Raw genomic sequence first — 13,017 nt, forward strand, 5'->3', positions numbered from 1 at the left:
GCCTATTCCGGCAACCGGCTATTTTTACTGCGTGGTCTTGCATGCGTTTTGCAACGGGAGTGCAAGGTCATGTGCCCGGTTTTAAACTCTCTCAAGCATGAAGAAATGCACATCAAGCATGCTTCTTGACATAGTCCTTCAAACCCGCCGTGAGCGCCGCAAATGTCACGGCACAACGCGGGCTGTCGCGCAGGTCTTCATGCATGGCGACCCATAAATCCAGGTTGACCGAGAACTGTGTTTTTAAAACGCGGACCAGGTCTTTGTCCCTCGCGGCCAGCGCAGAATGGCAAACCCCTATGCCATAGCCCGCGCGGATTGCCGCCAACTGGGCCAGGTCACTGTCGGTGCGCAAGGCAAATGACGAGGGCTCAAGCGTGGGGAATTTTGACCTCACTTTACGCAGGAAGGCGTTTTCCTGGTCAAAGCCAATGATGGTATGCCTTGGCAGCTCATCCATCGTTTTTGGTATGCCAAAGTCAGCCACATAGCGCTGGTGGGCAAAAAAACCTAGTTCAATTGCACCGGCACGCTTAGCGATCAAGGCGTCTTGCTCTGGGTTGACCATGCGCACGGCGATGTCTGCCTCTCTGTGCAAGAGATCATCGACACGGTTAGACAGCACCAGTTCTATCATCAATTCAGGGTGTTGCCGCCGCAATGCCGTCAGGACAGGCGGCAGTACTTCGACACAGGTGACTTCACTGGCAGTTACCCGCACCGTGCCGCGCACACCTGATCCATGGCTGCTGGCAACCCTGCGCAGTGCCGCAGCAGTGGCAGCAACGTCGGCGGCATAGGGTTTGAGCTCCAGTGCCGCCTCAGTTGGCGCGAAGCCGTCAAACGTGCGCGTGAACAGTTTTAAATCCAGCGCCTTCTCCAGGCTGTCTATATGGCGGCCAACAGTAGGCTGCGTCATGCCCATCGCCCGCCCTGCAGCCGACAGCGAGCCGGTGTCGATGACCATCAAGAAGGTACGGTACCACTCCCAGTTCGGTTCAGCGTTCATGGCATATACATTTATTTATAGCAACCATGCAATTCTAGGCAATTTTCATTTAGCTGGCAATACTGCACACTGGCATCTATTGCAGTAGAACTGTGCCAATTAATATTAATGCAGCATTGATGACGGAGCCCATACCATGAATATCGCCATCCATTTAGCTCAGCTATTTTCCAATCACGCAGAGTGCGCAGTTGCCTTGCGCCCCAGGCAACTGGCGATATCGGTTTTTGGGCTGGTAGTGCTGGTACTTGAATTTTGGTTGAAGGTGCCTGTGAAGCCGGTTCTGGATACTTATCTGCAAAAGCTGCTTGCCTGCATCGCAGCCAAAACATCCTCGCAGGCGGCGTTATAAGGCAGCAATTGGATGTCACAAGCAGGCATTCTAGAGATTTTCTAAGTGCATAAATTAATTGATCCCCTTGTATTTTATGCGTCGACCAGTAGGGTGCGTCTTGACGCACCGCTTTTCGCTCAGAAAAATTCAATGCACATACACATAAAGGTGCGTCGGGACGACGCCCTACTTCACTATTTCTTTTCCGCCGGCATCTGATCCACCGCCTGCGTTATCGCTTCCTTGAAATTCAACTGGCCTTCCAGATAAGGTTCCCACACCTGGTCTATCAAATCCAGATATTCTGGCCAGGCTTTTTGATACAGGCCATTCTTCAATGCGTAGGGCTGGTAGTCCAGATTGGCGCTTTGCTTGAGGACATCCTGGGTCACTTTACCGATCGTATAAAATTGCAGCACATGCCATAAGTCAGACTCACCTTCCCTATGTGCAGCCTTCATCCTGTCATTGATGGTAGCGACCAGGGTATCAGTAACGGTGGTGTGCGATGCCTCGTGATACAGCATTTCCAGCGCCGCCAGGCCCTGATAATCTGGTCGCCCACTGGGCATGACGATCTGTTCATCGGTATAGGCACCCTGCCTTGTACCCGTCATCACGACGATATCACTACGTATGGGCTTGGCCGGAAAAGCATGCACCATATACTTCTCTATGCGCGCCTGTATTTCCTTGCCATAGCTTGCGTCAAGCTGTTTGGTCTGCTTGATCCAGTCCTGGTTGCTTTGATTCTGCGATGCCCAGATACAGCGTGCATACACAGGGGCAACCCGGTTCAACACAGCAATGAGCGGCGCCGGAATAGCCAGACCGCTGGCATCGCGACGCTGGTCATCCACACTCAGGCCACGCTTGATGCCTTGCATGGTCGCATCAAACAGCGGATCGCGTTTGGCATAATCAGCCTGGTAAAAATCAACGGCGTCTTTCAGGATAGCGAATTCTGCCTCGGCAGGTTTGTTATCCCAGGGCAGCTCTTGCAGTGATTTTTTTCTGACCGACACATCCAGCAGAAAGTGATGCAGGTTCATTAAAAACGCGCTGTGATACTCAAAGCTGGCACGCTGCGAGGGCAAACCCGGCTTGCCGTTTTCTGCACTGTGGGCAGTCGTCAGGAATGAACAGGCAAGGGAAAGAGAGAGGAATAACTTCAGAACAAGGCGCATAGTAATTCGATGGGAAAGGTAACAGACTGCTGACTTGGCTCAGGACTTGGACATGCTTAAAGCATGCAAATTCTTAGGCGGTGATTCTCTCTTAATTTTGCTGGCTCCTGTATTTTTATGCAATGCCAAATCCACAATATTAAGAATGGAATTCAATTTACCAGCGCCATTGAAATATATTCGACAGAATTTTCATCAAAACAGAGAATTTTGCACGGCCTTTATTTGCCCATCCACTTCTTCAGAAAGCGCTTTTTCAATGCCGCCCGCTCCTGCGGAGTACGCCCCTTTTGATTGGCACCAATCTCAGCAGCAGCGGCCATGTCACGCGCAGAATGGTAGGAATGCCCGTCCTTACCCATCTTCCATACATTGCTGACTTGCCGCTCCAGCACAGGTAAATGAGCGTCCAGCCCTGCTGGTGTTGCACTGACGAGTGCCACACGTTCAGTGCTGCGCCAGCGGCTGTGCCAGCGCGTCTTCTCTTCCTTCTCGCTTTGGCAAACACAGTGGCCCCAGACAGGTTTTTTACGGCGGCTATTACTCATGAGCTCATCTCACTCCTCAATTTTCTGATAGCTGCTTGCAGTAAGTCCAAACGACACACACTACCCGCCTGACTGTATAGTTCTGTAGCAATCAAGAAATCCGCCATCACTCTTGATGGCGAACGATGCTATTTCTTGCAGCGTCCAGATCGCAGAATAATTATCATCGACAACTCCGGGCAAGATACTGATGAGCCGCAGCGCGAATGGACTGGCATCATTCACACCTTTGTTGCCACTAGACCTGCGCATCTCGATTGCCAGCGATACGCCTGGCATGCCCGGTAGTGCCTCTGTGACGCTGGCTATGTTTTCAGGCTCATACTCAGTGAGCATGTCATCATAAAAATAAATAGTCAGGGTATAGTCTTCTCTATACGGGTATCGCCATGTCTGTTTTTCATACTCAATGGGACTCGCCATGTGATCAACTACGTTAGTAACTAACTGACGGTCTTGAGTACGAAGATGGACTATGATGGATTCTGCCATGGTGAGTTTTTTTGGTTGTCAGTGGGTACGATGGGTAGGTACGATGGTAGGTACGATTAGCGCAGCGTAATCGTACAGATCGTGTTCACATCATATCGCCATTTCCAGGAAATTTTTCTCCCCATCCCAATGACGTCAATGTTTCTTTTTTGGATCAGGCTGTATGTGCAGTCTGCGCACCATGCGTACGATTACGCTGCGCTAATCGTACCTACGCGGGCTGCTTGTCAGCGGGTACGATGGGTAGGTGCGATGGTAGGTACGATTAGATTCTATGGTTCCCGTCAAGTTTTTATCGAGATGAGATCAGAATTAAAATCAACGCCGTTCTTGATCAAGCTAAAAGCAATCCGCAGTATTTTACGTGCGATGATCATAATGGTGGCCGTTGATGGCCAGCCAAGCTGACGGTAATGTTGGTACACAGGTGCCCATACCTTTGATTTTGCTGCCGCCATACCAGCGTTAAATAGCAAGCGGCGCCCTTCAGCAGGGCCTCGCTTGGACAACCTCCTGCGTCCACGCTTTTGGCCAGAGTCACACGGACGTGGGTCCATACCGACAAATGCAACGACAGCATCACTGTTTGTGAAGCGAACGCGGTCAAACAGATTGGCCAGCCAGGAACTCGTTAATAGTCCGACTCCTGCAATGGATTGCAAGCGGCAGACTTGTTCATCACGCTTGGGAATATCCTTATTCAATCTGGCAATGTCCTGATCGATTTGCTTGAGTAATTCTGTGAAGCTGTCTAAAAGCCTGGCTGACTTCACTTTCAGTGATGGTGCTCCATCACAGGTCAGACGCAAAGCCGTCTTTAGAGAAACAATTTTAGCCCGGCGTTTAAGCAGTTCATCCATCGTGCGTTGCTCCGGCGTAGCTGGTTCATAGCGACGCAGTTCCTTGATTTCATGGGCCAGATAACGTGCAATGAGCATGGCATCGACGTTGTCAGTCTTGGCTCGCGCCCCAACCCCTTTCGCATAATGACGGGTATCTTTAGGATTGAGCACATAAACATGCAGGCCCATCTGGAAAGCCAGGTCGGCCAGCATCTGGTGATAGGTGCCAGTTGCTTCCATCGCAATAGACGAGCCAGGTGGCAGTTGTTTCAGGAATTTCTTTAAAGCAGCTAATTCATTAGGAACAGCACGCACTGGGAAACTGCTTTCAGAGCAGGCGATAACGACCTCAGATTTCGCCACATCAACACCTATGCATAACGGGGATTGCATGATTGCCTCCTTATCGTTAAAGTGAGAATGTTGGGGTGGCCACTTCTTCACGTTAGCTTGCACATATCGGCGGTATTGGTTGGCAGGCCTATTGACCGCTGGATTCCTCATCGACGTTGAAGAGGTGGGGTGGGAGAGTTCTAATCGGGTCTGTCAGCGAAAACTGCAGATGCGCAGCGTTGTCCCTCCACCCCGACGCTTTCTAGTTTCCCAGAAATCGTCACTTATAACCATACAAGCGCAGCGTAATCGTACAAATCGTGTTCACATCATATCGCCATTTCCAGGAAATTTTTCTCCCCATCCCAATGACGTCAATGTTTCTTTTTTGGATCAGGCTGTATATGCAGTCTGCGCACCATGCGTACGATTACGCTGCGCTAATCGTACCTACGCGGGCTAAGGTCATCAAAGATCATGCCGAATTCTGGCCTTGACCCACAGTAAACCCCGATGAATCAAAAAATCAAGTATCGTCTAATGCCTGTCGCAGCAAGCAAGCTTCATTGATTTGGTTCTGACTTTTGAACCAGCAATGCTTTCATTCGCAATCTATTACGCCGCAAGTGTTCACCAAATACGATGCAAATATTTTTCTTCAAGTTTGAAAATCACGTGCGGCGCATTGCAATGCGCCCTACGTCACTGGCTGACACTCAGAGAAAGCCACCCGAAGCATTATCCAGGATTGATTTTTCTATTTTTGCAATCTGCCCATCGGACAAGTTTTGAATAGCGATCCAACATAAGCGGGCATTTCCAAAAGCAAGTTGTAAGCTGTCGTATTGCCAAATTTTTTGGGCTATTTCAATTTCATTAAAAATTAGGAAAAAAGTATTATCTGCGATACTGGCAGTGGCTTCAGCGTCGATATCAACCGTTTTTTTATTTCTCCATAGCGACAAATCAAATTGAGGTAACTCATTCACTACCTCTAAATCTGTTACTGGAAAATCTCGAATTCTCAGCCCAGAGATTTGAATTAAATTGATTGATTCAAGCAATCCGCTAAGTTCTGAAATACCGAGTTCGACAAGCGTAGTCTTTGAAACAAATCTCAAATATAGATTCGAAGATTTATTGCTTCCAATGTAGGCAAACAACGGAACATACTCATCAATCTCTAAGGTGAGTTCGTCTTTCTCAGTTACATTTTTCATGCCTGCATCAATTATTTTTCCGCGAAACGGGGTGCAAGACCATTCAGCCACGGCATAATTTCAGGCTCATCATCATTAAGCCAAGCTTCCATCTCTATCTCTGTTATCCAGATGTTGTGTGGGTCAACATAAAAGCGACCGCCGTTAATCAAAAAAACTGATTTAGAAATCGCCTCCAAATTCCCTTTGATCAGCAACTCATTTGGCACAATCTCTGTGTACAGTATGTTCTTCGCAGAAACCAACTCCATACTTTCATTTTGCAAAACGAATTCCCTAGCCCTGCTTTCGTGTTGAATCAACGCAAGGCGATAACGCTGATTTTCGTCAATATCTGATCTTCTCCACATTTTCAACTTTCAACGCTATTTGATGCGAGTAAGGTTTTTAAATTTACACTTCATTAAACTGCCGCATCATGACTCACCATTTGCCGATTATTTACAACGGATCACATTAATAAGTTTACGGTGATATATATTCAAGCTCGTTTGAAAAAAGCATTTCAATGAAAGTGTAACGCATGAAATTGAAGATTTTCTGCGCCACACCCAACGCAGCAAAAAAAAACAGACACGCCGTTTTGCGCATGTCCAGATTTTTTCTCGATATCATCTCTCTTCGCAAAATCCAGCATCAAAATAACAATCGCCCACCAAAAATCTAGAGCTCCAATTCTAATTCGCGCCAGTGTTTTACCAATGTGATTCACGCAAAAAGCAATCCGTTAAAAAGCTGTATCACAACATCCATTTTTGCCTGTTTTTTTTACATAAACGACGCCAAAAAATGCGCAAACCGGCACAGGAAATGGGGATATATATGCGCTTTTTGAGACGGTTCTGTTGCAATTTCACAACCACTTTCTACTGCTCACACATTCCTTTTCAGTAATGAAAGTATATCTTTTCCTCTATGAAAATAAGTTTTCATAAATTTCAAGGTAAATGATTAAAAAAATTTGTCTATACATAAACACTTATTGCTTTTGACATATTGTTAAAGAATGTCAATAATTTGGCTCTGTTACAAAATGGCAAACTGGTATTGAATACTTCCAGTGCCTATAAAAAATTCGGCAGTGAATATCGTCTTGCGCGGCTTTGGCCAAGCGCAAGTGGTCTTACTATTGCCTGAAAGAATTGTTGTGTGGGGAAAATGATCAATTACCTGCATGGCAATATGGGACGAAGGGCGGGCCTCGCGCAGCCTGCCTGGGTGTCTCTGGATGTAGGGTAAAAGCGGTGCGGATACACCGCTTTTGTCTGTGCATCCATCCCTGTTTTGGGAAGAATGGGGATGAGTACTTAGCCAGACCGACGCCGCCAACAAGCTTCGGTCACATACTTCGTATCAAAAAAACAAGGAGAGAAGTAATGCGTACCAGCAGTAACCTACAACTACTAACCGGCATTTCCATGGCCGTTGCCATGCTGTTCAACACGGCACAGGCATCTGCCGAACAATGGGCGCCAACAGCGACCAAGGCAACCAGGATACCTACAACGGTGTCATCCAAATCGGTGGCAACACTGATGCAGGCAGGCACGCCAACTCAAATATCGGTTGCACTCAAGCTGCGTAACAAGGCTGAGCTTGATGCCATCACCACCGGCATCCTGAACGGCAAAAACGTGAAGACGATTTCGAATGCCGAATTCATGAACCGCTTTGCACCGACCACAGCCCAGGTGCAATCGGTCGTGAATTACCTGAAGGCCAGCGGTTTCGTCAACATCACGGTGTCTGACAACCGCATGCTGGTGACTGCAGATGGTGCGGCAGCAACGGTAAAAACGGCGTTCAACACTGACCTGCAAACCTTCAGCATCGATGGCCGTACTGTGCATGCCAACACCACCGATGCACAGATCCCGCAATCGCTGTCTGACATCGTGCTGGCTGTGCATGGTCTGCAAAACGTGCACACCTACCGCACTCACCTGGTCAGGCCCAATGCCAATACACTGGCAAGCACCGGGCACAACCCTACCGAGTTCTCGGCGATCTATAACGCCAGTGGTCTACCCAGCGCTGTGAATGCCACCATAGGCATTATCACGCAAGGCAGCATGACACAAACCATCAAGGACTTGAACACCTTCACTGCCAAAGCCGGTTACCCGACTGCGAATGTGGAAACCGTGACGATAGGTTCACCCAGCACAGATACTTCCGGTATCGGTGAATGGAATATGGATACGCAAGATGCGCTGGCAACTGCAGGCGGCACGATCAAAAAGATGGTGCTCTACACAGCCAACACACTGAACCTGACTGACATTACGGCAGCCTATAACCGCGCGGTCAGTGACAACGTGGCCAAGGTCATCAACGTGTCTTTGGGTATGTGTGAAAACGATGCGAAAAATGGTGGTATCACGGCCAGTAATGACCAGATATTCCAGACAGCGGTGGCACAGGGCCAGACTTTTGCAGTCTCGTCCGGTGACTCTGGTGCGTATGAATGCGGTGGCCCAGGTACTTCACAAAGCTATCCATCGGCTTCACCTTATGTGATCTCGGTGGGTGGTACCTTGCTCAATACTTCTGGCACAACCTGGGTATCTGAATCGGTATGGTCTTGCACCACGGCGGCAAATTGCCAGGCATCTGCCAGCGGTGGCGCTGGTGGCGGGCCATCCCTAACAGAAGCAGCACCTAGCTGGCAAATCAGTTCCGGCGTTTTGGGTTCTGCAACCAAACGCGGCACGCCAGATATCTCGTTCAATGCTGACCCTGCCAGCGGTGCTTTGGTAATCGTCAATGGCTCCAACCAGCAGATCGGTGGTACCAGCCTGGCTGCACCTATCTTCACCGGCTTTTGGGCTCGGGTACAGTCGATGAACAATAACAGCCTGCCCTTCCCTGCTGCTGCGATCTATCAAAAAGCAGCCAGCACACCGGGCATGTTCCACGACGTGACCACCGGCAGCAATGGCGGTTATACCGCCAAGGCAGGCTGGGATTATGCCAGTGGTTTTGGTAGCCTGAACATGGCTAACTTTGCCGCCGCCATGGGTTCTACACCGCCACCACCAAATGTACTGGTCAAGGATGTACCGATCACAGGCATCAACGTGGCAACAGGTGCCAACCTGGTATATACCTTTGCAGTGCCAGCCGGTGCGACCAACCTGAGCTTCAAAACCACAGGTGGCACAGGCGATGCTGATTTGTATGTACAAGTGGGTTCTGCTCCAACGACCACGACCTACCTGCAAAAGTCTGACGGTTCTACCAGCACTGAAACCGTGACTATCGCATCACCAACAGCAGGCACTTACTATGTCCTGCTGAATGGTTATACGACATCCAACGGTGTCAACCTGGTGGCAACTTACCAGACCGGCACACCAGGTAATGTATTGAACAATGGCGTACCAGTCACAGGCATCAGCCTGGCCTCTGGCGCATCATCGGTCTATACCTTCGTGGTACCTGCTGGTCGCCCAACAGTGACATTCAAAACCAGCGGTGGCTCTGGCGACGCTGACCTGTATGTCAAACTGGGCTCTGCACCAACGACCTCGTCTTACCTGCAAAAATCTGATGGTGCCAGCAACAATGAAAGCATCACCATCAATTCACCAGCAGGCGGCACTTACTATGTCATGGTCAAGGCCTATAGCGCGATCAGCGGCCTGAGCCTGGTCGCAACAGACTAAGGCAAGACCTGATTTGATTTAAAAGTAACGGCATTAAGGCCCCGGGGTAAAAACCGGGGCCTTATTTTTTTGTGTTTGGGTGTTTATGGTATTTGAAGACCTCTCACCACAGAGACACAGAGCAAGCACAGAGAAAAACTTCATTCGCGTCCTGCATCGAAGAAAATGGATGGTCGTGGCCGTAACGGGAGGTGCATGGGAATGCGCCGTATGTATGCATCGTTTGCGGCAAGGACATCTTCACACTGCGTGCAGCCATTCCATGCGGCGCATTGCAATGCGCCCTACTTTACGGCCATGTCTTCGTCCGCTTGTTATGGTCAGGCAGATTTGCGCGCCTGGACCGCAGAATGCTAAAGTGCTGTCTTTATATGCCTGCCTTGAGCGCAGTGCAATTTTGTCCGACATCATGAAATCACCTAACTTCTTAGCCGTAAATTTCTTTCTGCTGGCCGCCATGGTGCAAGCAGATGCCAGCGCCAGACGGGCAGAACAGCCGCCGCGCTGGGTCACGGCGGATGAAGTGCGGGTGCGGCAAGGCCCGGACATGACGCAAAAAGTAGTAGGCGTATTACACCGTGGCGCAGCCCTGATACTGAAGGACACGACCGAGCATGCCGGTTACTGCCTGATTGAAGGTGAAGGCCAGTATGGCTATGTGGCCTGCAAATACCTGAGCGCCGACCACATAGCCAGGCCCGTGGCCGGTGAGGCAGGCATAGATGCGGCGCAACGCTGGGTCAGTGGCACGGCGCTGACACTACGCCAGGCAGGGCAGGCCGATGCGCCGGTGATAAAAAGCCTGTCCCTCAACAGCATCGTCAAACTGCTCAATGAGGGCGCAGGCAATACCTATTGCGAAGTACAAATCGCTGATGGCACACGTGGCTACACCGCTTGCCGCTACCTGGCCAAAACACCCGTGGTGGTGGCGCATATCCAGGGTGTCACCTACGGGGATGGCCCTCGCCCTGCAAACTTTGATCCGGTAAAGGCATTCTGGCTGGACCCAGGCTGGCAGGCACTGGAGAACTATGCCAACTATCTCAAGGAACGCCACCCTGAAATAACTGCAGCAGGCCCCTGGCCTCGCGATGAAGCCCTGGAAAAAATGAAGGCACATCTGGCACTGGGCCTGAAGGGCAAGAAGCCTGAGCCCTATGCCGACTGGCAAGAGATCAAGCGCAGGGCCGCGCAAAACCTGGAATTCAAACGGGAAAGCACTCGCCTGGCCGCAGAGGGGAAAAAAATCCCGGCTGATATGTGGGAACGTGAAAACCGCATGGAGAATCTCGCCAATGAACTCAGCACGACAACAGGCTTGTGGGATATAGACAGATCAGCAGGTGAAAATGATATGGGATATATCTTCCGCCTGCTGCGCAAGCTTGAATTTCCTGCCGTGCGCCCGTCTTTCTTTCGTAGCGAAGCGGACCTGGCCCCTCCGAATGTGACGCCAGAACAAGCAGGCGGCCGGTTTGACATCATCTACCGCCAGTTGACCACGCCGCGCCGTGCACCCAAACAAAACGAAGAAATAAGCTATGCAGGTCTATACGATATGCGCAGTCGCGTCCAGGTGCTGACGCGACCAGTGCAACGGGTACAATTATTTCGCGATGGCCGCCTGATCAGCAACCCCAGCTATATGCGCGTCAGCGAAACCCTGTGGCGTGACGTCGATGAGAGAGGATGTGAAAACTTCACTCCGGGCTTTTCCTATGGTGAATCCGACAATTCGATATGGAATTATTTCGATGATGGCGGTTCACCAGACGCGTACAGAATCAGTAGCCAAAAAGCCAGTTCAAAATTGAATCCACCAGGTAGTGTATATGCCTTTTATACTACGTCGACATTGCCAGCCGCCACGGCAAAAATCACGACAAGCTCTGTGAAACTGGACCGGCAGCAAACCGGCTTTATCGCGGGCACTTATCTGAACTATGATCTGGATGGTGACGGCATCGCCGACATCGCCATCTGGGAAGGCCAGGGCAAAGGCCCCGGTCACCTCGGTGGCTCAACGAAGACAGACGACCGCTGGATTCGCCTGGTGCTAGTCAATATCAACGGTGCATGGAAGCTGCTGGGCAGCGACAGATTCATCTATGGTTGCGGGTGTTAAGCTGACCAGACTGGTCAGGCTTGAGGGTCTTGAGGACAATTGCGCATTAGCCCTTGTGATAAAGTGACAAGCAGCTTGTAGGGTGCGCCGTGCGCACCGTTTTCTGCACGCACATGTGCCATAAAAATGACGTGCACAACATAGCCACACCCAAACAAAGGAGATGAATGAGCAATACAAATCTGGCCATAGAAACGAAATACGAACACGGTGGTGGCTATGGCGTCAACGAAGGTGAATTGCTGTACGCGCTGAGGAAAAAGAGCAAATTAACGATGCTCAAGATGGTCGTCCACGATGTCTCGCTGTGGTCTGTGCTGGTCGGCCTGTTTTTCTGGGGGCCGCTGCTATGGAGCCTGATGCTGTATCCTGCTTTTGTGATCCTGGCTCTGGTACTGCGCAATTTCATCGACATGCCAAATTCAGACATTAATATGTACGCTGCCTCGCTGGCCTATGCGGCTGGCATCTGGCTGTCGCTGCGCAAGCAAACCCCGGTGCGTGATTACATGACCAGGAAGCAGCATGCCGCCACCAAAACCCTGCATCTCGATTGCACCCAGAAACTGCTGGTGGCAGAAGAAGCCTATCGATTTTTCCCCGCAAAAAACCGTACAGTGAAAGTGCCGTTTGAGCATCTGCACACCTGGGCGACCTGGCAGCATGCCGACAAAGAACGGGCGGATGACGATAGCTATCTGGATTCCGTCAGCATCTATCTCAGAATCAGACGCAACAGCCGCCTCGACATGGAGTGGGCCAACAAAAAAATCGGTGACCCGGTTTTTTATCATCAATATGATAGTAGCGATGCCACGCAGAATGCGCAGGCAAAAGCGAAGTTTGATGAAGTCATGGCTTTGTTTGCGGATTGCGGGATAGGGCAGAAATGAGATTGCTCTATTTTTTGGATTGGCTTGCCAAACGATAGACCACAAAAGAGACACAAAGAAAAACCGCTGCCATCAAATGACCCGCAGTTTGTAGGGTGCGTTTCAACGCACCATCTCGTCAATCATCAGTAGCGCGAAGAATGATGGTGCGTCAAGACGCACCCTACTGGCTGACCCGCAGTTTGTAGGGTGCGCCATGCGCACCATTACGGCAATGCAAATAAATACAATGGTGCGCACGGCGCACCCTACCAATCCACAACATTCATCGTGCACGGCACCGGCATCTTACCAAGGCATGCAAGCACCTCATGCGGCGGATTACAATGCGCCCTACGTCAAGATCACGTCATGAATAGCTTG

The 13,017-nt window shown here is 50.3% G+C and carries 12 protein-coding genes; 4 read left to right on the forward strand and 8 right to left on the reverse strand.

Features of this window, described 5'->3' with window-relative positions:
- Positions 1 to 112 precede the first annotated feature (112 nt).
- The gene (locus tag UNDYM_RS20775; RefSeq protein ID WP_162042766.1) at positions 113 to 1,009 is read right to left on the reverse strand and encodes a LysR family transcriptional regulator; all 897 of its coding nucleotides are present in this window, start codon (positions 1,007 to 1,009) and stop codon (positions 113 to 115) included.
- Positions 1,010 to 1,145: 136 nt separating this feature from the next.
- On the opposite strand from UNDYM_RS20775, the gene UNDYM_RS20780 reads away from it, so the two are divergent.
- Positions 1,146 to 1,361: a hypothetical protein gene (locus tag UNDYM_RS20780; protein WP_162042767.1), complete on the forward strand. Its 216-nt coding sequence runs from the start codon at positions 1,146 to 1,148 to the stop codon at positions 1,359 to 1,361.
- Between the two features lie 176 nt (positions 1,362 to 1,537).
- On the opposite strand, the gene UNDYM_RS20785 is transcribed toward UNDYM_RS20780, so the two are convergent.
- The 7 genes from UNDYM_RS20785 to UNDYM_RS20815 form a co-directional block, all read right to left on the reverse strand.
- On the reverse strand, positions 1,538 to 2,530 hold the full coding sequence (locus UNDYM_RS20785) for a hypothetical protein (RefSeq protein ID WP_162042768.1): 993 nt from the start codon (positions 2,528 to 2,530) through the stop codon (positions 1,538 to 1,540).
- Between the two features lie 221 nt (positions 2,531 to 2,751).
- A complete protein-coding gene (locus UNDYM_RS20790) occupies positions 2,752 to 3,078 on the reverse strand; it encodes a hypothetical protein (RefSeq protein WP_162042769.1) in 327 nt (108 codons plus the stop codon).
- A 60-nt stretch (positions 3,079 to 3,138) separates the two neighbouring features.
- A complete protein-coding gene (locus tag UNDYM_RS20795) occupies positions 3,139 to 3,570 on the reverse strand; it encodes a hypothetical protein (RefSeq protein ID WP_162042770.1) in 432 nt (143 codons plus the stop codon).
- A 284-nt stretch (positions 3,571 to 3,854) separates the two neighbouring features.
- Entirely contained in the window at positions 3,855 to 4,805 is a 951-nt protein-coding gene (locus tag UNDYM_RS20800) for an IS110 family transposase (protein ID WP_162042713.1), read from the reverse strand.
- A gap of 656 nt (positions 4,806 to 5,461) precedes the next feature.
- On the reverse strand, positions 5,462 to 6,016 hold the full coding sequence (locus tag UNDYM_RS20805) for a hypothetical protein (protein ID WP_162042771.1): 555 nt from the start codon (positions 6,014 to 6,016) through the stop codon (positions 5,462 to 5,464).
- Positions 5,977 to 6,321, reverse strand: coding sequence for a hypothetical protein (locus UNDYM_RS20810; RefSeq protein ID WP_162042772.1), 345 nt, complete (start codon positions 6,319 to 6,321; stop codon positions 5,977 to 5,979). The genes UNDYM_RS20805 and UNDYM_RS20810 overlap by 40 nt, the downstream gene beginning before the upstream one ends.
- Before the next feature lie 149 nt (positions 6,322 to 6,470).
- Positions 6,471 to 6,677, reverse strand: coding sequence for a hypothetical protein (locus tag UNDYM_RS20815; protein ID WP_162042773.1), 207 nt, complete (start codon positions 6,675 to 6,677; stop codon positions 6,471 to 6,473).
- Positions 6,678 to 7,341: 664 nt separating this feature from the next.
- On the opposite strand from UNDYM_RS20815, the gene UNDYM_RS20820 reads away from it, so the two are divergent.
- The 3 genes from UNDYM_RS20820 (at position 7,342) to UNDYM_RS20830 (ending at position 12,654) form a co-directional block, all read left to right on the forward strand.
- The gene (locus UNDYM_RS20820; protein ID WP_162042774.1) at positions 7,342 to 9,633 is read left to right on the forward strand and encodes a pre-peptidase C-terminal domain-containing protein; all 2,292 of its coding nucleotides are present in this window, start codon (positions 7,342 to 7,344) and stop codon (positions 9,631 to 9,633) included.
- Between the two features lie 409 nt (positions 9,634 to 10,042).
- Complete coding sequence (locus UNDYM_RS20825) at positions 10,043 to 11,761, forward strand: SH3 domain-containing protein (protein WP_162042775.1); 1,719 nt, start codon at positions 10,043 to 10,045, stop codon at positions 11,759 to 11,761.
- 167 nt (positions 11,762 to 11,928) lie between these two features.
- On the forward strand, positions 11,929 to 12,654 hold the full coding sequence (locus UNDYM_RS20830; protein ID WP_162042776.1) for a hypothetical protein: 726 nt from the start codon (positions 11,929 to 11,931) through the stop codon (positions 12,652 to 12,654).
- Positions 12,655 to 13,017: the final 363 nt, after the last annotated feature.

It is taken from the genome of Undibacterium sp. YM2 (genome assembly GCF_009937975.1).
Lineage (GTDB): Bacteria > Pseudomonadota > Gammaproteobacteria > Burkholderiales > Burkholderiaceae_D > Undibacterium.

Coding starts and splice junctions, on each gene's coding strand:
- UNDYM_RS20775 (WP_162042766.1), bottom strand. CDS start 1,009: ATGAACGCTGAACCGAACTGGGAGTGGTACCGTACCTTCTTGATGGTC.
- UNDYM_RS20780 (WP_162042767.1), top strand. CDS start 1,146: ATGAATATCGCCATCCATTTAGCTCAGCTATTTTCCAATCACGCAGAG.
- UNDYM_RS20785 (WP_162042768.1), bottom strand. CDS start 2,530: ATGCGCCTTGTTCTGAAGTTATTCCTCTCTCTTTCCCTTGCCTGTTCA.
- UNDYM_RS20790 (WP_162042769.1), bottom strand. CDS start 3,078: ATGAGTAATAGCCGCCGTAAAAAACCTGTCTGGGGCCACTGTGTTTGC.
- UNDYM_RS20795 (WP_162042770.1), bottom strand. CDS start 3,570: ATGGCAGAATCCATCATAGTCCATCTTCGTACTCAAGACCGTCAGTTA.
- UNDYM_RS20800 (WP_162042713.1), bottom strand. CDS start 4,805: ATGCAATCCCCGTTATGCATAGGTGTTGATGTGGCGAAATCTGAGGTC.
- UNDYM_RS20820 (WP_162042774.1), top strand. CDS start 7,342: ATGCGTACCAGCAGTAACCTACAACTACTAACCGGCATTTCCATGGCC.
- UNDYM_RS20825 (WP_162042775.1), top strand. CDS start 10,043: ATGAAATCACCTAACTTCTTAGCCGTAAATTTCTTTCTGCTGGCCGCC.
- UNDYM_RS20830 (WP_162042776.1), top strand. CDS start 11,929: ATGAGCAATACAAATCTGGCCATAGAAACGAAATACGAACACGGTGGT.